This window comes from Pseudoxanthomonas sacheonensis (assembly GCF_031455975.1).
Classification (GTDB): domain Bacteria; phylum Pseudomonadota; class Gammaproteobacteria; order Xanthomonadales; family Xanthomonadaceae; genus Pseudoxanthomonas_A; species Pseudoxanthomonas_A sacheonensis_A.
In genome coordinates this window covers 267668-291359 of the sequence record NZ_JAVDTT010000002.1, presented here as the reverse complement: position 1 = coordinate 291359, position 23692 = coordinate 267668, and the positions used below count along the sequence as shown (strand labels likewise).

Here is a 23692-nt window from a genome sequence, read left to right as displayed (position 1 = left end):
AATGGGTCACGACATCGAATCGCTGGAGCGCACATGGCCGGACCCCTGCACGTCATCATCCTCGCCGCCGGCGAAGGCAAGCGCATGCGTTCGGCCAAACCGAAAGTGCTGCAGCCTATCGCAGGGCAGCCGATGCTGGCGCAAGTCATCGCCGCCGCGCGCGCGTTGAATCCGGCAGGCATCCACGTGGTCCATGGCCATGGCGGCGACCAGGTGCAGGCCGCCTTCGCCGACCAGCCCGATCTGCAATGGGCGCAGCAGGCGCAGCAGCTCGGCACCGGCCATGCGGTCGAACAAGCGATGCCCAACGTGCCCGACGCGGCCACCGTGCTGGTGCTGTACGGCGATGTGCCGTTGATCCGCAGCGAAACCCTGCAGCGGTTGCTGGAAGCGCCAGGAAGGCTGGCTGTATTGGTCGCCGAAGTCGCGGACCCCACCGGTTACGGCCGCATCGTGCGCGATGCCGAAGGCCGCGTCGCCGCCATCGTCGAGCAGAAGGACGCCGACGAGGAGCAGCGCCGCATCCGCGTCATCAACACCGGCATCATCGCCGCCGAATCCACCGCGCTGAAGCGCTGGCTGGCGCACCTGTCCAACGACAACGCGCAGGGCGAGTACTACCTCACCGATGTGTTCGCCGCCGCCGCCGCCGAATTCAGCGCTGCCGAAATGGTGCTGGTTGGCGAACCCATCGAGGCCGAGGGCGCGAACGACCCCTGGCAGCTCGCCCAGCTCGAACGCGCCTTCCAGCTGCGTCAGGCGCGCGCGATCTGCGCGCAGGGCGCCCGCTTGCTGGATCCGGCGCGTTTCGACCAACGAGGCACGGTGGCCGTGGGTCGCGATGTGGAAATCGACGTGGATGTGATTCTGGAAGGCCACGTGGAGCTGGGCGACGGCGTCAGCATCGGCGCGTTCACGCGCTTGAAGGACGTCAAACTGGGCGCCGGCACGCTGGTGCGTTCGCATTGCGATCTGGACGGCGTGGTCAGCGAAGGCGCCGCACAGATCGGCCCGTATTCGCGTCTGCGGCCGGGCACGGTGCTGGCCGATGGTGTGCATGTCGGCAATTTCGTGGAAACCAAGAAGGCGACGCTGGGTGTAGGCAGCAAGGCCAACCACCTCACTTATCTGGGCGACGCCGTCGTCGGTTCCAAGGTCAACATCGGCGCCGGCACCATCACCTGCAACTACGACGGCGTGAACAAATTCACGACGACCATCGAGGACGGCGCCTTCATCGGCTCCAACTCCGCGCTGGTGGCGCCGGTGACCATTGGCGCCAACGCCACCATCGGCGCGGGTTCGGTGATCGGCAAGGACGCGCCGGCCGACAAGCTCACTATCACCCGCGCGCGGCAGCAGACGCTCGAGGGTTGGCAGCGGCCGAAGAAGCGTTAGACGGCACAGGAGGCATCATGGCGTTCTATCAACTCATTCCTGATGTCGACGCCCTTTTGGCCCTGGAGCCAGAAGAGCTCGCAGGCGTCGTTCTGCAATACCTGACAACTGCAAGTACGTCCGAACTTCATGCCGGAAATTTCACTCTTAACAGCAACGTCGAAGGCTATCCCCAGAACAGGCGCGAGCAAGCACAAGAAGCGTTGATGGAGGCTTGGGTGTGGCTTGAGCGAGAAGGATTGCTCGCGCCAAAGCCTGGCGGTACAAACAACTGGGTATTTATTACCCGCCGGGGCAAAGAACTTGCTAGTCCAGATGCGTTTGATGCATACAAGAAGATCAACCTGCTCCCAAAAGAGAAGCTCCATCCGGTAATTGCGCAAAAGGTGTGGGCCACCTTCCTTCGTGGAGACTACGACACAGCAGTCTTTCAATGCTTTAAAGAGTTGGAAGTACGTACTCGAAAGCTTGCATCTCTTGAGGCTTCTGATATCGGCATGGACTTAATGCGCAAAGCTTTCAAACCTGGTACGGGGCCGCTTTCGGAAGCTTCATCGCCAGCGGGGGAACAGGAAGCGCTAATGCATCTGATGGCGGGGGCAATTGGATCTTACAAGAATCCTCATAGCCACCGATCGGTTGCAATAGAGCCCATGGAGGCTGTCGAGATGATTATTCTGGCCAGCCACCTGCTGCGCATAGTTGACAAGCGTGCCGTCTAACAATTCATTCAAGCCGAACCCGCTTCGCAGCTTAATTCAGGCGCTAGCTATGAACCAGACCACGCTCGACGCACTCGCCGCTTTCCCGCAGCAGTTGGAAGCCTATTACGACATCATCCCCACAGGCTCCAAGAACTGGAAGCCGGATTCGTGGGAAGGCATTCCCAGCGAACCCTTCAGCGCCATCGAGCAGATCTGCCATGTGCGCGATATCGAGGTGGACGGCTACCACGAGCGCTTCCGGCGCACTCTGCAGGAAACCAACCCAGCGCTGGAGAACGTCGACGGCGAGACACTGGCGATAGCGCGCGCCTACGCTGCTGCCGAACCAGCCGAGGTCTTCGCCGCTTTCCGTGCCGCTCGCGTGAAGACGCTTGAAACCCTCTCGACGCTGACCGCAGAGCAGTCCGAGCGCACCGCCGTGTTCGATGGCGCACCGATCACCGTGCGCGGCCTGGTGCACATGCTGTGCAGCCACGATCAGCAGCATCTGGCCGGATTGCAGTGGTTGATGGCCAGGATCGATGGCTCTCGTATTAACCAGACGGCTGAATCCTGATGGCGCTATCCGACATTGTGGAAGTGGTAGTCGAACTTGTAGATCTTGCCAATTCGTGGTGTTTTTTCCTGCCTACGACAGCAGGAGCCCTTGCTGCGTGGGGTCTCGTTGAGTTGTTCGGAGCATCCACGATGTCTTTCATTCTGGCCGGCATGGTTGGCACGGCAGGGCTTTGTGTCGGGTTGGTCTGGCAATGGCATCATGCGCGGATCAGCTAGATCTTGGCGATGACCGATCCGCTTCTCCGCGCCGGAACCGAAGCCGACATAGACGCATTGTTGCAAGTCGAACGTCGTGCTGCCGAGCTATTGCTGGGCCATGGCGCGTACGACCTTTTCGCCATGCATACCTTATCGCCACAGAACCTGCAGGACGGCATAGCGCACGGAATCCTGCGCGTGGCGGAAGTTGGCGAACGAGCGGTGGGCTTCGCCTTGTGCGGCGAGATCGACGGGCATGCGCATCTGTTCGAAATGGACGTGGTGCCGGAACACGGCCGCCGCGGCATCGGCAGCGCGCTGCTCGAATCGGCCTGCAGCGAGGCTGCCGCGCGCGGATTCTCCACGATGACGCTGACTACGCTGCGCGATGTGCCGTGGAATGCGCCGTTTTATGCGGCACGCGGTTTCGTGGAGATGCCGGAGTCCTTATGGGGTCCGCAGCTCGGCGGGATTGTGGTGCGGGAACGGCTGCTTGGGTTTCCCACGCAGTTGCGGGTAGTTATGCAGCGACGGATGTCAGGCCGTTGAAGGTTCTCCTCTCCCCTTGTGGGAGAGGATGCCCATAGGGCAGGAGAGGGGCGCGAGCGTAGCGATGCGTGCTTGGGCTCTTCCTCATTCGATGCGATGTGGTTATCGATCTGCACTGGCTCCGGTTCACCCTCTCTCGGCCTTCGGCCACCCTCTCCCATCAAGGGAGAGGGAAATCTTTTCAGGCTTCCGAAGTGCCTTCAGCCCGCATCCGGCAGCTGTATCGCCACGCACAGCCCGCCACCCTCGCGGTTATGCATCGACAACCGTCCACCATGCGCCTCCACGATCTCGCGGGTCAGCGCCAGCCCAAGTCCGGTGCCGTTGCGCTTGGTCGAATAGAACGGCACCAGCGCGTTCTGCAGCACCGCCTCGTTCATGCCGCCGCCACGATCCAGCACCTCGATGCGCAGCCATTCCGGCAAGCGGGTCAGTTTCACGCTCACCGATGAACCTTCGCCGCCGGCTTCGTGCGCGTTCTTGAGCAGATTCAAAAGCGCCTGCTCCATCTGCGCCTGATCGATGCGGCTGCTCATTCCCTCGGCGGAGCTCTCCAGTTCGAATCCGATCTGGCGTTGCAAGCTGGCCAGGAAATTCGTCCAGTCCACCGTATTCAACAGCGGCTGCGGCAATTTGGCGAAACGCGCATAGCCGCGGATGAATCCTTCCAGATGTCGCGCGCGCTCCTCGATGGTGCCGAAGATCTCCTCCAGCCGTTCGTGGCGTCCGCGGCGGACCAGTTCGGCGCCGGAATGGGCGAGCGAAGCGACCGGCGCCAGCGAGTTGTTCAACTCGTGGCTGATCACACGGATGACCTTCTTCCAGGTCTGCACTTCCTGGCGGCGCAGTTCGTTGGTCAGCAGGCGCAGCAGCAACAGTTCGTGCTTGCGTCCGTTGAGGCGGAAGTGGCGGCGCGACAGGTGGTAGACCTGCTCTTCCTCGTCCGCTTCCTCGTTGCCGATGGCGAACAGGCTATCGCCGCCCCGCTGCATGGCCTCGCGCATTTCCACCGGTGCGGCCAACATCAGATCGTCGAAACGCTGGCCTTCCAGCTTCCAGCCGCTATGCAGCAGCTTGCGCGCGGCCAGGTTGGCGAACACCACGCGGCGCTCGCCATCGCCGCCGGCGGCCACCAACAGCATCGCCACCGGCGTGTTCTGCACCATCGTGTCCAGCAACAGTTCGCGCTGCACCAACCCTTGGCGCTGGTCGCGCAGCACTTCGCCCAGTTCGACGTGCGAGCGCACCAGATCGCCCAGGTCGTCGTGCCCCTGCCAGTGGATGCCGAAGTTGTATTCGCCATCGCGATAGGTGTTGACGCTGCCGGACAGCGCGCGAAATAGAGAGTTCAGCGGGGCCAACGCGCGGCGGATCACCCACACCGCCAGCGGCACGATCACCAGCGCGGACAAGACGCCCACCAGCTTCGCATCGTCCAGCCATTCCAGCAGTAGCAACGGCAATGCGATGGAAGCCGCCAGCAAGGGCAGTACCCAGAAGAACAGCCGGCCGGCGACGGAGCGGCGAATCATTCGCGGGGAATACCGAAACGGTCCATGCGCCGGTACAGCGCCTGGCGGCTGAGGCCCAGATCGGCGGCGGCCTGTGCGATCACGCCGCTTGCGCGCGCCAACGCGGCTTCGATCCCGGCACGATCCGGCTCCGCCACCGATGCCTGTTTCACCATCGCGGCCTTGGGCAGGTTGAGATCCGCCGCTTCGATACGGTCGCCGGTGGCGAGCAGCCCTGCGCGCTGCACGACATTGCGCAATTCGCGCACGTTGCCGGGCCAGGGATGGCGCAGCAGAGCGCTGCGGGCGCTGTCGCCGATCGGCTTGTCGGCAGGACGGAAACTCTCGGCTAGCGGCAGGATGTCGCCCGGACGTTCGGCCAGTGGCGGCAGCGCCAGCTCGATGGCATTGAGGCGGTAGTAGAGGTCTTCGCGGAAACTGCCGTCGCGGATCAGGGCCGGCAAATCTGCATTGGTCGCGCTGATCACGCGCACGGTGACGTGGCGTTCGCGGTTGGAACCCAGGCGCTCGAAGCGACCGGTTTCCAGCACGCGCAGCAGCTTCATCTGACCGGCCAGCGGCAGGTTGCCGATTTCGTCCAGGAACAGGGTGCCGCCATCGGCGGCTTCGAATTTGCCCTCGCGCGCTTTGTTGGCGCCGGTGTACGCGCCGGCATCGGCGCCGAACAGTTCGGCCTCGATCAATTCGGAAGGCAGCGCGCCGCAATTCAACGTCACGAATGCGCCGTTCCTCACCGACGAATTGGCCTGCACGATTTCGGCGATCTTCTCCTTGCCGCTGCCATTGGGCCCGGTAATCAGCACCGGCAGGTCGGAGCGCGCGACCTGGCAGGCGAGCGCGATCACGCGTTCGCTGGCCGGATCGTCGAACACCACGCCGCGCAGATCGTATTTTTGCGTCAGCTGTTCCTGGCGCGCGCGTTCGCGGTTGCGGCGCCGATCCAGTTCGCTGCGCGCCTCGGCCAGCTCAAGCAGGTTGTTGACCGTTGCCAACAGCTTGCGGTCGTCCCACGGCTTGGCCACGTAGTCGGCGGCACCGGCCTTGACCAGTTCCACCGCGCTGCTCAGATGCGTCCACGCAGTCAGCAGGATCACCGGCAGGTCCGGATGCCGCGCGCGGATCTGCGCGAACAACGCCACGCCTTCGTCGCCGGAGGTGGTGTCCTCGGTGAAGTTCATGTCCTGGATCACCAGGTCCACCGATTCGCTCTGCAGCACCGCCAATCCCGCCTCCGGTGTCTGCGCATGCAGAGTGGAAATATCGTGCAGCGAGAACAGCACTTCCAGCGCCGTGGCGACCGCGGGGTTGTCGTCGATGATCAGTAGGCTGGGCATGCGGGGTCGATGATGTGTCGGTTAGTGTGTTGGTGTCGGTCCGGGCGCATCGTAACGTCTATCGGGCCTCGGCCGCCGCACGGTGGCCGTAGCTGAGCACGCGGGTGATCTGCCACCGACCCTGCTCCTGGCGCCAGACGATCACGAAATCGGCCAGGCCTTCGCACTTGCCGCTGTCCAGTTGGCAGAAACGGTGCACGCCTTGCGAGATGGCGCCGAAATCCTTCACCGGGTACACCTTCAAGGTGCCGGGGATGAGTTCGCGGGTGAAGTGGCCGCACACGTATTTCTTCGTGCCGGCGATCATCTCGTCCCTGGTCCAGGTGACGCCGCCGGTGTCGTGGTAGAACTCGATGTCGGGCGAGAAGTAGCCGGCGTGTTCGTCCAGCCGTCCCGGCTCCGCGCAGTGGTTGAACGCGTCGAACACTTTGGTGTCCAGCGCGGAGATTTCCCCGAATAGCGGTTCCGGCGCCTGGCCGTCGGCAGGCGCCGCATCGGCGGCGGTCGCCGCCGGTGCCTGCAAGATCGCGATGAAGAGGAAGGACAGCAGCGGCAGAGAGATCTTCATCGGGGTTCCTGCGGGTGGTGGAGGACTATTTTCGTATTGCCTTGGTCTCGCGACCGTCCATGAACAGCACCAGCTGATCGGCTTCCCCCGCGGCGTTGACGCCGAAGCTCACCTTGGCGCCGACCTCCTGCACGCGGAACACCGTCTCCGAGATGCCCTGCAGCGGCCAGGCCGCCTGCCCGGTGGCCTGCAGCATCAACCGCTCGCCTTCGCGCCATACCTTGATTTCGAAACCGGACGAGATGACGTAGGTGCCGACATACGTGTCCAGCGTGCCTTCCGATACGAACACGCCGCTGTCCGCGGGCGGTTCCGTCGTCTGCGCTGCGCTGGAAAAGCAGACCGAAAAGGCCAGTGCGAGGGACAATGGAAGGATCAGCGTTTTGTTCATGGCGGCACCGCTCCGGGGAGGAAGCGCGACTATAAGCAGCGAACCATGAACCTCGGTCGGCCTTCCCGCACGCTCGCCGGAAGGCGAACGTGCGGGCTGGTTTCATGCGCTGCGGGTGGCCACCGCTGGGGGTACCGACGCCGCTTTGCGTGCCGGACCGTAGACAGCGATCTGGCCCAGCAACCACAGCAGCACCGCACCGACTGGCAGGTAGTACAGCGGCAGGCGTGGCAACTCGTACTTGCCCATCAGCAACTGATTGATGGCGTAGGCGAGCAACATGCCCAACACGATGCCGATAGTGGCCAGCAGGAAGTTCTCGGTCTGGAAGTAACGCAGGATCTGGCCGCGGGTGGCGCCTAGCGCGCGGCGCACGCCGATCTGCTTGGTGCGCTGCTGCACCCAGAAACTGGCCAATCCGACGATGCCCAGCGCGGTCACCACCAGCAGGGCCACGATCACCGCCACCAACATCCAGACCATCACGCGATCCTGGCGATAGTACTGGGCACGCAGTTCCTCCATCGTCTTGGTGTTGTCTTGCAAGATAATGCGGTTCGGGCTGTTTTTTTCCAGCGCCGCCACGGCCGCCTTCAGCACTTCGCCGCGGCGCGCCGGATCGGTGCGCAGCAGGTAGTTGCCGCCCATGGAGAAGGGAACATGGATCGGGAAGATCATCGAGTACTCGTGCGCCACCGCGCCGCCTTGCTCGCTGGGGCGGACCAGATGATCGACCACACCGACTACGCGAATGGCGTCTTCGCCCCAGCTATAGAAACTCTTGCCGACGGCGTTCTGCCCTGGGAACAGCTTGTCGGCCATGCTCTGGGTGATGATCACCGAGGGAATCGAGACCTTGCTGCCAGGAGCGTCCAGCGCCGACCACTCGATGTACTCGTCGGAGGTGAAGTTGCGGCCGGCGACCAGTTTCGGGCCGAGCGCCGCCAGGAATTGCTCATCGCCCATGTAGGTGGTGGCGCTGAGGGTCGGTTGCTGCTGATCCTTGACCATGTTGACCGAGGTGTTCCAGGACGAATTCACGAACGGCACCTGATTGGTCACCGAAGCCGCCTTGACTCCGGGCAGGCCGCGCAGCAGCGCAAGATCGCTGCGGGTGAGCGCTTCGGCATCGGCGTCTTCGCCGATTCCGGTCAGTTGCACGCGCACGACTTCGTTCTCGGCCACGCCGCTGACAAGGTTCAATCGATCGACCCGCTCGCCGATCAGGAACAGCGCGTTGCAGATGATCGCGCAGCTCAGGGCGATCTGCAGCACGATCAGACCGGCGGCGGTCTTGTGCCGCGACAGGGTGGAAAGGATGGGGCGCAGTTCCATGACAATCTCCGAAGGCGTCGTCGACGCCTGCATTGAGTAAAGGGGGTTATTGCGACTTCAACTGCATCGCCGGGGTGACCTGCATCGCCTGCCACGCCGGGATGATTCCGGCCAACAGGCTGGCGACGATGGCCAGCACGAAAGTCGTCAGCAGCATCCAGGGATCCAGGTGCGCCAGTTCGGCATAGCTGGCCGGTTGCTGGCGTACGGCCCATAGGCCCAGCAATGCCAGCCCCAGTCCGGCGATGCCGCCGGCCAGGCCGACGGTGCCGGCCTCGATCAGGCACTGCATGAAGATCGCCCGACGCGAAGCGCCCAGTGCACGGCGCACGCCGACCTCGCCACCGCGACGCAGGAACTTGGCCAACAACAGGCCGATGGTGTTGAGCAGGCACACCAGCAGGAAGCCGAACGCCAGCCACACCTGCAGGCGCACGTCGCCCGGCACGACCTTGTTGAAATCCAGCCACTCCATCACCTTGCGCAGGCGTACGTTGGTCGGTCGTTCGAAGCGGCCCGCGCTGCGCTGCTGGTCCGAATAGTTGGTCAGGTACTGCTTGTAGGCCGACGCCTTGCTCGCGCTGTCCAGCTGCACCCAATACTGGATCCAGACGCAAGGCGCATTCAGGCCGGTCGAGCCCTCCGGATCCGATCCCGTATCGCCCCAGCAGTCCATGCTGCCGTTGCGTCCCATTTTCAGATCGCGCGAAGTGGAGAACGGCAGGAACACCTGCTCCAGTTCGCCGAACTGATCGCTGTTCATGTCGTAGAAGCGCGGCGTTGGCCGCCATTCGTCGATCACGCCGACCACAGTGAAATCGACCTTGTCCAAGCGAACGGTTTTGCCCACGCTGTTGGCCCCGCCGAACAGTTTGTCGTTCAGCGCCTTGGCCAATACCGCCACGCGGCCGTGGCGCTCGTCCTCGGACGCGTTCCAGCCGGCGCCGAACAGGAACGGCATATCGAACATCGGGAAGATGTCGGCGGTGGAGTAGCGCGCATCCACCTGGAACGGCATCAGTCCCTGCTTTTCCGGAGTGATCGCGACGCCGCCGCCGGTCATGTACGCCTGCCGGTCGCCGCGTTTCTCGCGCAGCAGCTTTTCCGCGTCGAAACGCGTCACCTGCTGGGCCGGTTCGTCGCCGGGGGTGAAGCCGTTCATGCTCTCCGGCGCCATCTGCACGTAGTACAGCTGGTCGCTGCGGGTGGGCACCGGGTCGCCGGAGAGCACGTAGAACACGGTCAGCGTGGTCATGCTGGCGCCGATTCCCAGGGCGATCGCCAGCACCATCAGCGCGGTCAGCACCTTGTTGCGTTTGAAGCTGCGCAGGGCGAGTTTGAAGTAGTAGCCGAACATGGTTTTCTCCGTAGGGCGGGCATTGCCCGCCGCGCATTTGATCGGATGTTCCGAGGCGGGCAGTGCCCGCCCTACAGCGTTGCTCCGGCTTCCGCCGAATGCGCCACGCGGATCAGACTCGGCTCCACCGATAGATCGGTGGCCATGCCGTCGACGATGTGCACGTTGCGCTGCGCGCGCGCGGCCAGCTCCGGGTCGTGGGTCACCATGATGATGGTGGTGCCCTTGGCGTTGATGTCTTCCAGCAGTTCCAGCACGCCGCGCGCCATCTGCGAGTCCAGGTTGCCGGTCGGTTCGTCGGCCAGCAACAGGCGAGGTTTGCCGGCCAATGCGCGGGCGATGGCCACGCGCTGCTGCTGGCCGCCGGAGAGTTCGGCGGGGAAATGCTTCATGCGCGAACCCAGCCCGACCTGGCCCAGCGCTTCTTCGATGCGTTGCTTGCGTTCGCTGGCGGGCAAGCCGCGATAGCGCAGCGGCACATCGACGTTATCGAACAGATTGAGGTCGGGGATCAGATTGAAGCCCTGGAAGATGAAACCGATCTTCTGGTTGCGCAGGCGGCTGCGCGCGTCGTCGGACATGCCCTTCACGTTCTCGCCGTCGAGGGTGAACTCGCCGCCGGTGAAGTTCTCCAGCAGGCCCGCGATGTTGAGGAAGGTGGTCTTGCCCGAACCGGAAGGTCCGGTGACGGCGACGAATTCGCCTTCCTTGACGTGCAGGTCGAGCGAACGCAGCGCGTGCGTTTCGACCATCGCGGTGCGGTAGACCTTGGTGACCTGGCGCATATCGAGCATCGGAGTTTCCTTTGGCGGGTTGTCGGGTTGTGAGGAGTGAGAAAGGCAGAGAGTTGGTTCGAATGGATCAGTGGATGGTCACGCGCTCGGCATCGCCGAACTGGTCGCTGCCGGAGACGACGATTTTTTCGCCGGGCTGCAGGCCGGAGACGATTTCCACCGCGCTCAGGCTGCTGGCGCCGGTTTGGATCGGGCGGCGCACGGCGCGGCTGCCATCGACGACATACGCGAAGCGGCCGCCGTCCTGATCCAGGAACGAACCGCGCTCGACCATCAGCACGTTGCGGCGCGTGTCCAGCACGATGCGTGCGGACAGGCGCTGGTTCTGCCGCAAACCTGGCGGCTGCTTGCCCTGCGCGAATCGCAGGCGCGCGTTGACTTCGCCGTTGACCACTTCCGGCGACACCGCCGAAACCTGCGCGGCGTACTGGGTGTTATTGCTGGTGATCTGCGCCGGCATGCCGATAGCCAGATCGCGGGCGAAGCTTTCCGGGACTTTGATTTCCACTTCGAACAGGCTCAGGTCCACCACGCTCAGGATCGGCCCGTTGGTGGCGACGATGGTTCCCTGCGGAATCTGCACCTGGCCGATCTGCCCGTCGAAGGGCGCACGCACGGTGAGCGCATCGACCTGGCGCTGCAGCTCGGTGACCACCGCACGCTGGCGATCGGCGAGCAGACGCTTGTTGCGGGAGTCCAAGCCGGCGCCTTCGCCCTGCAGTCCGGAATCCTTGCGGGCGGCGGCCAGGCCGATGTCGGCCTTCTTCAATTCGTCCTGCGCCTTGGCGTATTCGTTCTGCGAAACGGCGCCGCCCTGGTAGGCGCGTTCGTAACGCTCCAGGTCGCGCTCGGCGGCGGTGCGTTCGATCTGCGCCTGGTCCAGCAACTTGGAGGCCGTGGAACGGGTGATCTGCGCATCCAGCAGCGCGCGGCTGGCTTCGGCTTCCATGCTGGCCAGGGTCGAGCCTTCCTGCGCCAGCTTGCTGCGCAGCTCGGGGCTGTCGATTTCGGCCAGCGCCTGGCCCTTCTTCACCACGTCGCCCGCCACTACCTTGAGGGCGACCGTGCCGCCGGCGATGGCGTACAGGGTCGGGCTGTTGGCGGCGATGACCCGACCGTCGGCCGAGATATCCCGCACCAGGTCGCCACGGGTGACTTCGGCCACCCGCACCCGGGAGGCGTCGAACGACCGTCCGCCGGACATCCAGCCGCTGATCACCCACACCGCCAGCGCCAGCACCACTGCACCGGCGATGCCGCCGATCAGCCAGGGCTTGCGATTGCGCCGGGCCGAGGCCGCCGGCTTGATCACATTGTCCTGGGCCGAGGTGTCGCGGATGCGGAAAGGGTCGCTGGTTTGCATGGGGTGTCGGGTGTCCGTTGGTGCCTGGAGGTGTGGATGCGGTCTTGGATGCGGTAAACAAAGCAATGGTTGTGCCAACTGTAAGCTTTTGAATAGAAAGGAAATATTTCGCAACGAAAGTGTCCGCGCGGACACTTTCGGCGTCCGCACGGACGGTCGGGCACGGTTTCGGCGTTTACACTGGACACCTAGGAATCAGGAGCGGTCATACATGTGCGGCATTGTTGGTGCGATCGCGGATCGCGATGTGGTTCCGGTACTCATCGAAGGACTGAAGCGGCTGGAATACCGCGGTTACGACTCGGCCGGCATCGCCGTAGTGGAGGAGCGCGACGTGCGCCGCGTGCGCCGCACCGGGCGCGTGGCCGAGATGGAAAGCGCCGCGATCGCCGAGGGCTTCCATGCCCACCTGGGCATCGGCCATACCCGCTGGGCGACGCACGGGGGCGTCACCGAGGCCAATGCCCATCCGCATATCAGCCAGGGCGTGGCACTGGTGCACAACGGCATCATCGAAAATCACGAGGAGCAACGCGAGCGCCTGCGCGAGCTCGGCTACCAGTTCGAGTCGCAGACTGACACCGAAGTCATCGCCCACCTGATCCACCACTATCTGAAGGAGGGCAACGACCTGCTGGGCGCGTTGCAACACGCGGTCAAGGACCTGACCGGCGCTTATGCGCTGGCGGTGGTCAGCCGCAAGGAACCCGAGCGCATGGTTTGCGCACGCATGGGCTGCCCCTTGTTGATTGGTTTGGGCGATGGCGAGAACTTCGTCGCTTCCGATGTGTCGGCGATCCTGCAGGCCACCCGCCGGGTGATCTTCCTGGAGGAAGGCGATACCGCCGAAGTCAGCCGCGGCGGCGTGCGCGTGTTCGATTCGGCCAATGCCGAAGTCGCGCGCGAAGTGCACGTCTCCGACGTGTCGCTGGCCTCGCTGGAGTTGGGGCCGTACCGCCACTTCATGCAGAAGGAAATCCACGAACAGCCGCGCGCCATCGCCGACACCATCGAAGCGGTGATCGACGGAGGCTTCTCGCCGGAGCTGTTCGGCAAGAATGCCGAGGCCGCGTTGCGCGACGTGGAAGGCGTGCAGATCCTCGCCTGCGGCACCAGCTACTACGCCGGCCTGACCGCGCGCTACTGGATCGAGGCGATCTCCGGCCTGCCGTGCTCGGTGGAAATCGCCAGCGAATACCGCTACCGCGCGGCCTACGCCAATCCCAAGCACCTCATCGTCACCATCTCGCAGTCCGGCGAAACCCTGGACACGATGGAGGCGCTGAAGTACGCGAAATCGCTCGGTCACAAGCACACCTTGTCGATCTGCAACGTGCCGGAAAGCGCGATCCCGCGCGCCAGCGAACTGGTCTGCTACACCCGCGCCGGCGCCGAGATCGGCGTGGCCTCCACCAAGGCGTTCACCACCCAGCTGGCGGCCTTGTTCCAGCTCTGTGTAGTGTTGGGCAAGCTGCGCGGCAACGTTAGCGCGACCGACGAAGCAGATTATCTGGAGCAGTTGCGCTTCCTGCCTGGCAGCGTGCAGCACGCGCTCAATCTGGAGCCGCAGATCGCACTGTGGGCGGAAAAGTTCGCCGGCAAGCAGAACGCGTTGTTCCTCGGCCGCGGCCTGCATTATCCGATCGCACTGGAAGGCGCGTTGAAGCTCAAGGAAATCTCCTACATCCACGCCGAGGCCTATCCGGCCGGCGAGCTCAAGCACGGACCGCTCGCACTGGTCGATGCGGCGATGCCGGTGGTGGTGATCGCGCCCAACGACAAGCTGCTGGAGAAAGTGAAGTCCAATATGCAGGAAGTGCGCGCGCGCGGCGGCGAGTTGTTCGTGTTCACCGACCAGGACAGCAACTTCACCGAATCCGAAGGCGTGCACGTCATCCGTACCCCGCGCCACGCTGGCGTGCTCAGCCCCATCGTCCACACCATTCCCGTGCAGCTACTGGCCTACCACACGGCGCTGGCCCGCGGCACCGATGTGGACAAGCCACGCAACCTGGCCAAGAGCGTCACCGTGGAATGAATGCCGGCCGGCTTCGCATGCCGGCCTGGCATTAGGGCTTACCGGCGCGCACCCGCGCCATCGCCTGCATGCGCGAGCGCACGCCCAACTTCTCGAAAATGCGGGTAAGCGAGTTGCGCACGGTCTTGTCGCTGATGAACAAGGCGGCGGCGATTTCCGCGTTGCTGCGGCCGGCGACGAGGCCGGCGACGATCTCCCGCTCGCGCGCGGTCAATGTGGCCAGCACCGCATCGTCTTCGCCCTTGCCGCCGAGAAACTCCAGGGTCTCGCTACAGAAGCGTTCCCATGCCGGTTCGTGTTCGAGCAGGACGTGATTGCGCGAGTCCAGTTCGACATAGCGCGACTCGGGAATGCCGGCCGCCAGCAGGCGTCCTTCCTCTACCGGCACCACGCCGTCGTGCCGCGCATGCATCACCAGGGTGGGCACGGCGACCTGGCCCAGCATCGAAGTGACGTTGATGTGCGCGCGCGAATCGAGCAGTGCGCCGGCCGCTTCGGCCGTGGTGGTGATGCGGGCCAACTCGTTGAACCAACGTACTTGCGCTTCGGTCGCATCGGGAATGAAGCGTGCCGTGAACAACTGCCGGAACACCGGATTCTCGTCGGCCCAGCCGCCGCGCGCGACGTCGGAGATGGCGTGGTATAGGCGCGCCGCTTCCTCATTTTCGCGTTCATAAGGACCGCGCGCGTAGGCGCCATACAGCAGCAGCTTGGAGACGCGGTGCGGATGCTTGACCGCATAGGCGACGCACGCCGCCGCGCCCTGCGAGACGCCGAGCAGGGCGAAAGGTTCGTCGATGCCTGCGGCGTCGACCACCGCTTCCAGGTCCGCCAGCCAGTGTTCCAGCGACAGACCGCGCGGATCGCCGCCGGTCATGCCGCAGCCACGCTCGTCGTAGCGCACGAAGCGGAAATGGTCGCCGAAGAAATGCACCCAGTGGCGCCAGAGCGGGCTTTCCAGGTCGTATTCCAGGTGGCTCAGCCAGTTGGCCGCTTTGACCAGAGGCACGCCGCTGCCCATCGACGCCCAGGCCAGCCGCGCGCCGTCTCTCGTGGTCAGGTAGCGGATCGATTGTTGCATTCAGGATTCCCTGCGCTGAGCCCCGACCGGAGTGTAGCCGGGACATTCCTCCACGTTATCCACGCATTCCGGCGCCACGTCGGGACATTACTCCCCTGTCGCGCCGCTTGCGCGCGCGCGACGCTGCCGCATCCTTCCCCAAGCACGCGCAGGCGACGCCTGCGCAGGTGCCGCAAACAGCGAGGCCGCGATGAAACGTTCCCTGATCCTGCTCTACGGCGTGGTTTGCTACGCCGTGTTCTTCGCCACGTTCCTGTACGCCATCGGCTTCATCGGCAATCTGTGGGTGCCCAAAACGATGGACTCGGCGCGCACCACCAGCGTCGGAACCGCGGTGATGATCGACCTGGGCCTGCTCGCCCTGTTCGCACTGCAGCACAGCGTGATGGCGCGGCCGGCGTTCAAGCGCGTGTGGACACGGATCATCCCCGAGTCGGCCGAGCGCAGCACGTACACGTTGCTTTCCAGCCTCGCCTTGATCCTGCTGTTCTGGCTGTGGAGTCCGATTGGCGGCATGGTCTGGAACGTGCAGAACGAAGCGGCGCGGATCGCTCTGTACGCGGCTTATGCGTTCGGCTGGGCGCTGCTGCTGTACACCACGTTCCTGCTCAACCATTTCGACCTGTTCGGTCTGCGCCAGGTGTGGCTGCAGTTCCGCGGACGCACCTACACGCCGCTGCCGTTCAAGACACCCAGTGTCTATCGCTGGGTACGCCATCCTTTGTATGTGGCCTGGCTTTTCACCTTCTGGGCCACTCCCACCATGACCGTGACCCACCTGCTGTTCGCGCTGATGACTACCGCCTACATCCTCATCGCCATCCAGCTGGAAGAACGCGATCTGGTCGCGGCGCTGCCCGAGTACGAAGACTATCGGAAGCAGGTGCCGATGCTGGTGCCGCGCCCAGGGCGGCAGCGAGGCATCGACGCCCTTTCGGAATCCGCGCAACGCCTGCAGGCGCGCGGACCGGGTTAGGCATTGCTGTGCATGCTATCGCCGTCCCCGCGCGGCGATACCATGCGCCGAGGTTGTCCGTTACAGTGGCGATAACATCGCCGCTGACCTGGATGGCATGCACGTATGAAGGCCTCGGTAACCGAGCTCCTCGGACAATACGATCCTGCGACGCCGCTGGCGGAAGCCAGCACCATCCCCTCCTCGTGGTACGTCGACGAACGCATCGCCGCGCTCGAACGCCGCACCACCTTCTCCCGCACTTGGCAGCTGGCCGGACGCGTGGACCAGTTGCGCGAACCCGGCCAATACGTCACCTGCGAAATCGCTGGCGAACCCATCCTGGTGGTGCGCGGGGACGATGGCGTGCTGCGGGGTTTCTTCAATGTGTGCCGCCACCACGCCGCGGCGGTGATGACCGAAGCAGCCGGCTGCGCGAAGAACCTGCGCTGCCCTTACCACGGCTGGACTTACACATTGGAAGGCGCGCTCAAGGGTACGCCCAGCTTCAACAGCGAGTGCCACTTCGACCGCAGCACGCACGGACTGGCGCCGGTGGCGACGGCGGTGTGGGAGAACTGGGTATTCGTGCGCCTGGATGCGGACGGCCCTAGCCTGGAGGAATTCCTGGGCCCGGATCTGATCGCGGAATTCGCCGCCCTGCGATTGCACCAACTGCACTGGTTCGAGCGCCGTCACTATCTCTTCGACTGCAACTGGAAAGTCTTCGTCGATAACTACCTCGACGGCGGCTATCACGTGCCGCACCTGCACAAGGGCCTCAACAGCGTCCTGGATTTCAAGAACTACACCATCGAAAACGGAAAGCACCACTGCTTGCAGTCCAGCCCGATGGTGAAGGACGGCGATCACGCCGATTTCTCCTCGGTGCGCGGCGGCGACCGCGCGTTGTACTACTGGCTGCACCCCAATTTCATGGTCAACTGGTACGAAGGTCAGATGGATGTGAACCTGGTCCTGCCGCTGGGGCTGGACCGCACCGAGGTCATCTTCGATTTCTACTTCGCCGATGTCTCGGAGGCCGCGCGCGAACGCAACCGGGCCAGCATCGATGTGGGCAACATCATCCAGGACGAGGACATGGCCATCTGCAAATCGGTGCAGCGCGGCCTGAATTCGCGCGCCTATTCCACCGGCCGGCTTTCGGTGCGGCGCGAAGCGGGCGAGCACCTGTTCCATCGCCTGTTGCACGCGGATCTGACCTCGGGAACCGATGCCTAGCGAGGCTGTGCGCGGCATAATGCGCCTGTGCGCAAGATCCTCCACATCGACATGGACGCCTTCTACGCGTCGGTCGAGCAACGCGACAATCCCGACCTGCGTGGAAAGCCCGTCGTGGTGGCTTGGCGCGGCGCGCGGTCGGTGGTGTGCGCGGCCTCGTACGAGGCGCGCAAGTTCGGCGTGCGCTCGGCGATGCCGGCGGTGCGCGCGGAGCGGCTATGCCCGCAGGCGGTATTCGTGCCGCCGGATTTCGTGCGCTACAAGGCGGCCTCGAAACAGATCCGCGACATCTTCCTGCGGCACACCGACTTGGTGGAACCGCTATCGCTAGACGAAGCCTACCTGGACGTCACCGAGCCCAAGACCGATTTCCCCAGCGCCACCGCCATCGCCGAAGAGATCCGCCGGCAGATCCGCGAGGAAACTTCGCTCACCGCTTCGGCCGGCATCGCCCCCAACAAGTTCCTGGCCAAGATCGCCTCGGACTGGCGCAAGCCCGACGGTCAGTTCGTGATCCGTCCGCAGCAGGTCGACGCCTTCCTGGCGCCGCTGCCGGTGGCGAAGATTCCCGGCGTGGGCAAGGTGATGCAGGGAAAACTTTCCGCGCTGGGCATCGAGCTGGTCGGCGATCTGCGCGAGTACCCGATGGACGAGCTGCAGCGCAATTTCGGCAGCTTCGGCGCTTCCCTGTACCGCCGTGCGCGCGGCATCGACGAACGGCCGGTCGAACCCAACCAGCCGGTGCAATCCATTTCCGCCGAGGATACGTTCGAACATGACGTGCCGCTGCACGAATTGGCGCCCACCATCCGTCGCCTGGCGGTGAAGACGTGGGAAGCTTCGCGCAAGACCGAACGTGTCGGGCGCACGGTGGTGCTGAAGCTCAAGACTTCCCAGTTCCGCATTCTTACCCGCAGCCATACGCCGGAGACGCCGCCGGATTCCCTCGAAACGCTGACGGACATCGCCTTGTCGTTATGCGCGAGAGTGGAGCAGCCGGAGGGAACCCTGTATCGGTTGGTGGGCGTGGGGCTGGGAGGCTTTCGCGAGCGCGAGGAGGGAATGTCCCAAGGCACATTGTTTAATGAGTCGAACCCATAGAGAACCGTTCGTGGTGAGTCTTAGCAGCCGTTTGAGCCTGAGCAACCGTTCGTGGTGAGCTTGTCGAACCACGCTCTTGGAGGAATCTTACAGCCGCTTGCTCTGAAGCATTATGCAAAAGGCGTGGTTCGACAGGCTCACCACGAACGGGATACTCGACGGGCTTACCATGAGCGGGATCTTCGACAAGCTCACCACGAACGGGATATAAGTTTGCGGTAAGCAATCTTTTCATCTGGAGAAAAATCTTGAGCTTTCCTTATTCGCTTGTCGTCTTCGACCTGGACGGCACCCTGGTGGACAGCGCGTCCGATATCGCCGAGGCGGTCAATCGCACGCTGGCGGACTGGTCATTGCCGCGGGTCGAGGAATCGGTCATCCGCGGCTGGATAGGCGACGGCGCGCGCGCATTGGTGACCAGCGCATTCGAACACGCCGGCAAGCGCATTGACTTGGAAGAAGTGATGCCGGGCTTCATGGTCCATTACGCCGAGTGCCTGCTGCTGTATCCCACCGTCTATCCGGGCGTGGTCGAAACGCTGCAGGCGCTGCGCGATCGCGGCGTCGCTGTGGCGGTGTGCACCAACAAGCCTGAGCGTTTCGTGCGTCCGCTGCTCGATGCGCTGGACCTGGGCGGTTATTTCGAAGTCATCGTCGGCGGCGACACGCTGCCCGAGCGCAAACCCAGTGCGCTGCCGCTGCTGCACGTGGTCGAGCATTTCGGCCTGCAACCGGCGCAATGCCTGATGGTCGGCGATTCGGCCACCGACGTGGAGACGGCGGTGGCGGCCAAGATGCCGATGGCGCTGGTGACTTACGGTTATCTGCGCGGCTTCGATCCGCATGCGGTGAAGGGGATACAGGTGGTCGACGACATGCGCGAACTGCTCGCGGCCTGAGCCCCTCTCCAGCGGGAGAGGGGTTGGGGTGAGGGTGCGGGCGTGCGTCGAGATGCGTTGCCGACAATTCAAAAGCGGCCGAGCAAGCATGTCCTGAGCCTGTCGAAGGGCTCGCCTCTACGTCGCGCGCTCAGCGCGCTGGCCGGTAGCGCAGGCTCAGCCCGTACTCGCGGCCGGGCTGGTTGTACCAGGCGATGGTCTCGTAGTCCCGGTCGAACACGTTGGTCGCGCGTGCCTGCAGCGTCCAGTCGGCATTCACTGCATATTCCAAGCGCAGATCCACGGTCCCGTATCCGGCCACACGCACAGTGTTGGCCGCGTCGTCGTAGCGTGCGCTGGCGCCGTTGAGGGTGGTGCCGAAACGGAAGGCGCCGAAGCTGCGGTCCAGGTCGATGCGACCGGTGCGCGGAGCGCGACGGGGCAGCAGGTTGTCGTAGTTGGGATTGTCGGCGCCTTCGGCGGTCAGGTGCGCACGCGCACGCGGATCGGCATAACTGAGTTGCGTCGACAGGTCCCAGCCGGCGAAGGTGGTGGCGAAGGTCAGTTCCGCGCCACGGATGCGCGCTTCGTCTATCTGCACCAGGTTGAAGAAGCTGTCGTAGCCGGTCAGCGCATCGATGCGCGTCTGGAACACGTTGAACGTCCAGGTCCAGTTCGCAGCGTATTGCCCGATACCGAGGTTGAAGCTCTTCGACTCTTCCGGCTTCAGGTCCGGGTTGCCGCCGAACGGGAAGTACAGGTCGTTGAACGTAGGCGCCTTGAAGCCGGTGCCGTAGCTGGCGTTGAGCCTGAAATCATTGCCCAACGACATGCCCCAACCGACGCTGCCGGTGGTGTGGTTGCCGAACTGTTCGTTGTCGTCGTTGCGCACACTGGCCTGCAGCTGGTGCGCGCCGAAGCGGCCCTGGTATTCGACGAAGACGCCGGTGTTGTCGCGTTCGTTCACCAGAAATTCGGTGGTGCTGGTCACTTCGTCCCGTTGCCAGTCGCCGCCGGCGGTCAGCAGCTGTCCGTCGGCGAACGCGAAATCCGCCTGCAGCGAGGCCGTGTCGCGCTGCGTGTCGAAGGTGTTGACGTAGCTGCGGACACCCGCGTCACGGAAGTACGCGTCGGACTTGTCCGCAGTGCGTCCCGCCTGCGCGGTGAGTTTGAAGCGCTCGCCCGGCGTCCAGGTCAGCTTGCTGCCGAGCACGCGCTGGGTGGTTTCGGTCTCGTTGCCGCCGAAGATGCTGCCGTCGTATTCGTTGTCGGCATCGGCGTTGAGGAAATGGCCCTCGACGGTCACATCGTCGGTGACGTCAACGCCGCCGCGCAGCGATAGGGAGACGTTGCGATAGCCGTCCTGGTCGGGTTCGTCGGCGAAGCAACCCTGGAAGACGGGAAAGCCCGCGCCACGGCAGGCATTGATGCCGTCGGTCTCCTGGTACGCCCCTTCGGCGCTGATCCAGCCGCGTTCGCCGCGATTGCTGAAACCGGCGCTGGCCTCGCGCAGATTATTGCTGCCCGCGCCGATGCGGAAATGCGGTTCGAAACCCATGCCGCCCTTGCGGGTGAAGATCTGGATCACGCCGCCGATGGCTTCCGAACCGTACAGGCTGGAGCGCGGGCCGCGGATGATTTCGATACGTTCGATCTGATCGACGGGCAAGTCCTGGAAAGACGCCAGGCCGGCGGTGGCGGAGCCGATGCGGATGCCGTCGACCAGTACCAGCACGTGGTCGGATTCGGCGCCGCGCAGGAAGATCGAGGTCAGCTTGCCTGGCCCGCCCTGGTTGGTGATGTTCAGGCCCGCGCGGCCTTTCAGCAGTTCCGGCAACGAGCGCGCCTGCGTGCGTTCGATTTCTTCGCGGTCGATCACCTGCGCAGGCATCAGGCTGTCTTCGATGGCGACATCGGTGCGGGTGCCGGTGACCACGATCTCGTCGAGATCGGTGGCGTCGGCGGCGATCTCCGCACGGGCCATCGAGGGAAGAACCAGCGCGATGGCGAAGGCAAGGACGTGGAGCGAGGGGAAAACGGGAAGACGGTGCTGCATGGCGAACTTCTCCACCGCGCACGACCCGTACGCGGAATGGTCTGATGGAGTCGCAAGCGGTGGGAATTGCCAGTTAAGGCGCGCGCGAAGGCCCGCAGCACGGACCGCCGCCGCAATGCCCGCCGCATCGCAACCAGTGAACTCCAAGGCCGGTCTCCGGGCTTGCGAGTTGAAGAGGGCACTCGTGCGAGTGCGGCTTCGGCCGCGGCGCCTTCCCGCACATGCGTGCAGTGGCTGATGCTCTGGCTGGCTCGCTTACCGTTGCGGGGGCAGCGCCGGAATCGTGGCTCGCGACCTGGATCGGAACGACTCACCGGCTTCCCGTTTCAACCCGTTGGCGCGTGCCGCAGGGTCACCTTGAAGCGCGCGAAGTGTACGCGATGCGGGACGGGCGGGCATAGCCGCGCGTCGGGCGCGACCGATTTAGTCTTCGCGTTCGCCGTCGTCGTCGCCCGGCGAATCGAACAGATCGAACGCGGGCGATGCCTCGTGATCCTGCTGTTCGTGGTGCGTGGTGGTGACCGGCGACGCGGCGGGACGTCCGCGCGGTGCGGGAAGCAGGGCGGCGGCCGCTTCGTATTCGGCCACGAGTAGCTGCCGGCGCGCTTCGGGCACTTCCTGCCAATGGCAGTCGGCCAATGCGCCTTCCAGCGCGTACAGCAAGTTGAGGCTGGGACGGAAACCGGCGCGCTTGACCCGCATGAAGGCATCGACCGGGCCGGCGGCGGCGATGTCTTCCTGGGTCCGCAAGCCCACCTGGCGCAACCAGGCGGCGGACTTGGGGCCGATGTTGCGCATCTTGATCGGCGGCGCGGCGGTCATTGCAGGGCGTCCAGGAAGGCTTGGGCGATGGCTTCCAGGCCCTGTTGGTCTTCCTCGTCGAAGCGATTGACGCGCGGGCTGTCCAGGTCGAACACGCCGACCAGTTCGCCGTCGTGCACCAGCGGCACCACCAATTCGGAGCGTGAGGCCGCATCGCAGGCGATATGGCCGGGGAAGGCTTCCACATCGGCCACGCGCTGGGTCTGGCGGGTGCGCGCGGCGGCGCCGCAGACGCCTTTGTCCAGCGCGATGCGGACGCAGGCGGGCAAACCCTGGAAGGGACCCACCACCAGTTCGGCGCCGTCGTAGAAATAGAAGCCGACCCAATTGAGATCGGGCAAGGCGTGGTAGACGAGGGCGGCCAGGTTCGCGGCGTTGGCCACGCGGTCGGGCTCGCCCTGGATCAATGCGCGCGCCTGAGCGACGAGCTGCGCATACTGTTCCGGCTTACTGCCGGACAGGGTCTGGGTGGCGAAGGACATGGCCGGATTCTATCCCTTTCATGATGACGGCGTTCCGTGCAGCCATGGTGTGGCTACGCCTGTTGATTAGGCGCACATGCGTAACCTAAATCATGCAAAAGTAAACGAGATTCGACGCGAGCAACGGCCACCATTTCCAAGATGAAGCATTTCTACGTCACCGGAACCGACACCGGCATAGGCAAGACCATCGCCTCCACCGCGTTGCTGCACGCTTTGCGATCGGACGGACTGCGTGCGGTCGGCATGAAGCCGGTGGCCAGCGGTTGCGAGCGGACCGACACCGGCTGGCGCAACGAGGATGCGCTGGCGTTGTTGGAAGCCAGCGATCCGCGTCCCGGCTACGCCGATCTCAATCCCTATGCCTTGCCTTCGCCGCTGGCGCCGGAAATCGCCGCGCGCGAGGCCGGCGTGGAAATCGAATTGGGGAAGATCGTGTCCGCATTCGAACGCTTGCGGGTCTCGGCCGATGCGGTGGTGGTGGAGGGTGTCGGAGGTTGGTCGGCGCCGTTGTCCGCCACGCTGGATCAGGTCGACGTGGTGCGCAGCTTGCGCTTGCCGGTGGTGATGGTGGTGGGCATGCGCCTGGGCTGTCTCAATCACGCGCGACTGACGGCGCGCGCGATCGCCGACGATGGTTGCGAGCTGGTGGGCTGGATCGCCAATCACGTCGATCCGGACATGGACCGCCAGGACGAAAATTTCGAATTGTTGCGTGTCCGCCTGCAAGCGCCCTGCTGGGGAAGATTGCCTTTTCGCCCGACACCGGACGCCAAGTCTTTGTCGCGCGAGCTGAAGTTGGCGCGCGAAGGTCCGCTGCCGTAGGAGCGCCGTCCCCCAAGGGGACTTCCTTTGGGGCGTAAGTCGTGAAGCCAGGATCTCGGCACAATTCGCGACTCACGTCGCTCCTACGCGCTCGGGCAATAAAAAACCCG

The 23692-nt window shown here is 64.3% G+C and carries 22 protein-coding genes and 1 riboswitch; of the genes, 10 read left to right on the top strand and 12 right to left on the bottom strand.

All coding sequences use genetic code 11. The features are described 5' to 3' along the window. Positions 1–33: 33 nt before the first annotated feature. The 4 genes from glmU to J2W94_RS08385 all read left to right on the top strand — a co-directional run bounded on the left by glmU (position 34) and on the right by J2W94_RS08385 (position 3428). The gene (gene glmU / locus J2W94_RS08400; RefSeq protein WP_310092124.1) at positions 34–1398 is read left to right on the top strand and encodes a bifunctional UDP-N-acetylglucosamine diphosphorylase/glucosamine-1-phosphate N-acetyltransferase GlmU; all 1365 of its coding nucleotides are present in this window, start codon (positions 34–36) and stop codon (positions 1396–1398) included. Positions 1399–1415: 17 nt separating this feature from the next. Then, the gene (locus tag J2W94_RS08395) at positions 1416–2120 is read left to right on the top strand and encodes a TIGR02391 family protein (protein WP_310092122.1); all 705 of its coding nucleotides are present in this window, start codon (positions 1416–1418) and stop codon (positions 2118–2120) included. Between the two features lie 49 nt (positions 2121–2169). Beyond that, positions 2170–2679: a DinB family protein gene (locus J2W94_RS08390; RefSeq protein WP_310092120.1), complete on the top strand. Its 510-nt coding sequence runs from the start codon at positions 2170–2172 to the stop codon at positions 2677–2679. Positions 2680–2906: 227 nt separating this feature from the next. After that, positions 2907–3428: a GNAT family N-acetyltransferase gene (locus J2W94_RS08385; RefSeq protein ID WP_310092118.1), complete on the top strand. Its 522-nt coding sequence runs from the start codon at positions 2907–2909 to the stop codon at positions 3426–3428. 200 nt (positions 3429–3628) lie between these two features. Here the strand turns inward: J2W94_RS08385 and J2W94_RS08380 are convergent, their stop codons facing one another. The 8 genes from J2W94_RS08380 to J2W94_RS08345 all read right to left on the bottom strand — a co-directional run bounded on the left by J2W94_RS08380 (position 3629) and on the right by J2W94_RS08345 (position 12102). Next, positions 3629–4960 (bottom strand): sensor histidine kinase, encoded by a 1332-nt coding sequence (locus J2W94_RS08380; protein WP_310092116.1) that lies wholly within the window; start codon positions 4958–4960, stop codon positions 3629–3631. After that, positions 4957–6294: a sigma-54-dependent transcriptional regulator gene (locus tag J2W94_RS08375; RefSeq protein WP_310092113.1), complete on the bottom strand. Its 1338-nt coding sequence runs from the start codon at positions 6292–6294 to the stop codon at positions 4957–4959. Before J2W94_RS08375 ends, J2W94_RS08380 begins: the two co-directional genes overlap by 4 nt. 58 nt (positions 6295–6352) lie before the next feature. Next, entirely contained in the window at positions 6353–6862 is a 510-nt protein-coding gene (locus tag J2W94_RS08370; RefSeq protein ID WP_310092111.1) for a nuclear transport factor 2 family protein, read from the bottom strand. 25 nt (positions 6863–6887) lie between these two features. Beyond that, positions 6888–7253, bottom strand: a complete 366-nt coding sequence (locus J2W94_RS08365) for a DUF3471 domain-containing protein (RefSeq protein ID WP_310092108.1) — start codon at positions 7251–7253, stop codon at positions 6888–6890. A gap of 102 nt (positions 7254–7355) precedes the next feature. Continuing rightward, a complete protein-coding gene (locus J2W94_RS08360) occupies positions 7356–8588 on the bottom strand; it encodes an ABC transporter permease (protein WP_310092106.1) in 1233 nt (410 codons plus the stop codon). 46 nt (positions 8589–8634) lie between these two features. After that, on the bottom strand, positions 8635–9945 hold the full coding sequence (locus tag J2W94_RS08355) for an ABC transporter permease (protein WP_310092104.1): 1311 nt from the start codon (positions 9943–9945) through the stop codon (positions 8635–8637). A gap of 71 nt (positions 9946–10016) precedes the next feature. Then, positions 10017–10739 carry an ABC transporter ATP-binding protein gene (locus J2W94_RS08350; RefSeq protein ID WP_310092101.1) on the bottom strand — a complete coding sequence of 241 codons (723 nt, stop codon included), beginning with the start codon at positions 10737–10739 and terminating at the stop codon, positions 10017–10019. Between the two features lie 67 nt (positions 10740–10806). Continuing rightward, a complete protein-coding gene (locus J2W94_RS08345; RefSeq protein WP_310092100.1) occupies positions 10807–12102 on the bottom strand; it encodes an efflux RND transporter periplasmic adaptor subunit in 1296 nt (431 codons plus the stop codon). Positions 12103–12313: 211 nt separating this feature from the next. Here J2W94_RS08345 and glmS point away from each other — a divergent pair, with 211 nt between their 5' ends. Further along, positions 12314–14140 carry a glutamine--fructose-6-phosphate transaminase (isomerizing) gene (glmS, locus tag J2W94_RS08340; RefSeq protein ID WP_310092099.1) on the top strand — a complete coding sequence of 609 codons (1827 nt, stop codon included), beginning with the start codon at positions 12314–12316 and terminating at the stop codon, positions 14138–14140. A 31-nt stretch (positions 14141–14171) separates the two neighbouring features. Here glmS and J2W94_RS08335 read toward each other — a convergent pair whose 3' ends face one another. Then, a complete protein-coding gene (locus tag J2W94_RS08335; protein ID WP_310092097.1) occupies positions 14172–15221 on the bottom strand; it encodes an alpha/beta fold hydrolase in 1050 nt (349 codons plus the stop codon). A 190-nt stretch (positions 15222–15411) separates the two neighbouring features. On the opposite strand from J2W94_RS08335, the gene mddA reads away from it, so the two are divergent. The 4 genes from mddA (at position 15412) to gph (ending at position 19418) form a co-directional block, all read left to right on the top strand. Further along, positions 15412–16197 carry a methanethiol S-methyltransferase gene (gene mddA, locus J2W94_RS08330; protein WP_310092095.1) on the top strand — a complete coding sequence of 262 codons (786 nt, stop codon included), beginning with the start codon at positions 15412–15414 and terminating at the stop codon, positions 16195–16197. A 105-nt stretch (positions 16198–16302) separates the two neighbouring features. Continuing rightward, positions 16303–17418, top strand: coding sequence for an aromatic ring-hydroxylating oxygenase subunit alpha (locus J2W94_RS08325; protein WP_310092093.1), 1116 nt, complete (start codon positions 16303–16305; stop codon positions 17416–17418). 27 nt (positions 17419–17445) lie between these two features. After that, complete coding sequence (gene dinB, locus J2W94_RS08320) at positions 17446–18519, top strand: DNA polymerase IV (protein ID WP_310092091.1); 1074 nt, start codon at positions 17446–17448, stop codon at positions 18517–18519. 248 nt (positions 18520–18767) lie between these two features. Next, positions 18768–19418, top strand: a complete 651-nt coding sequence (gph, locus tag J2W94_RS08315; RefSeq protein WP_310092089.1) for a phosphoglycolate phosphatase — start codon at positions 18768–18770, stop codon at positions 19416–19418. 130 nt (positions 19419–19548) lie between these two features. Here the strand turns inward: gph and btuB are convergent, their stop codons facing one another. From btuB to J2W94_RS08300, 3 genes are all read right to left on the bottom strand, one after another. Next, on the bottom strand, positions 19549–21453 hold the full coding sequence (gene btuB, locus J2W94_RS08310; protein ID WP_310092087.1) for a TonB-dependent vitamin B12 receptor: 1905 nt from the start codon (positions 21451–21453) through the stop codon (positions 19549–19551). Positions 21454–21583: 130 nt separating this feature from the next. Next, a riboswitch (cobalamin riboswitch) is annotated at positions 21584–21828 on the bottom strand. A gap of 48 nt (positions 21829–21876) precedes the next feature. Beyond that, the gene (locus J2W94_RS08305; RefSeq protein ID WP_310092085.1) at positions 21877–22275 is read right to left on the bottom strand and encodes a TfoX/Sxy family protein; all 399 of its coding nucleotides are present in this window, start codon (positions 22273–22275) and stop codon (positions 21877–21879) included. Next, positions 22272–22757: a GAF domain-containing protein gene (locus J2W94_RS08300; RefSeq protein WP_310092083.1), complete on the bottom strand. Its 486-nt coding sequence runs from the start codon at positions 22755–22757 to the stop codon at positions 22272–22274. The genes J2W94_RS08305 and J2W94_RS08300 overlap by 4 nt, the downstream gene beginning before the upstream one ends. A gap of 141 nt (positions 22758–22898) precedes the next feature. Between J2W94_RS08300 and bioD the strand changes: the two genes are divergently transcribed. After that, positions 22899–23582 (top strand): dethiobiotin synthase, encoded by a 684-nt coding sequence (gene bioD, locus J2W94_RS08295; RefSeq protein ID WP_310092080.1) that lies wholly within the window; start codon positions 22899–22901, stop codon positions 23580–23582. Positions 23583–23692: the final 110 nt, after the last annotated feature.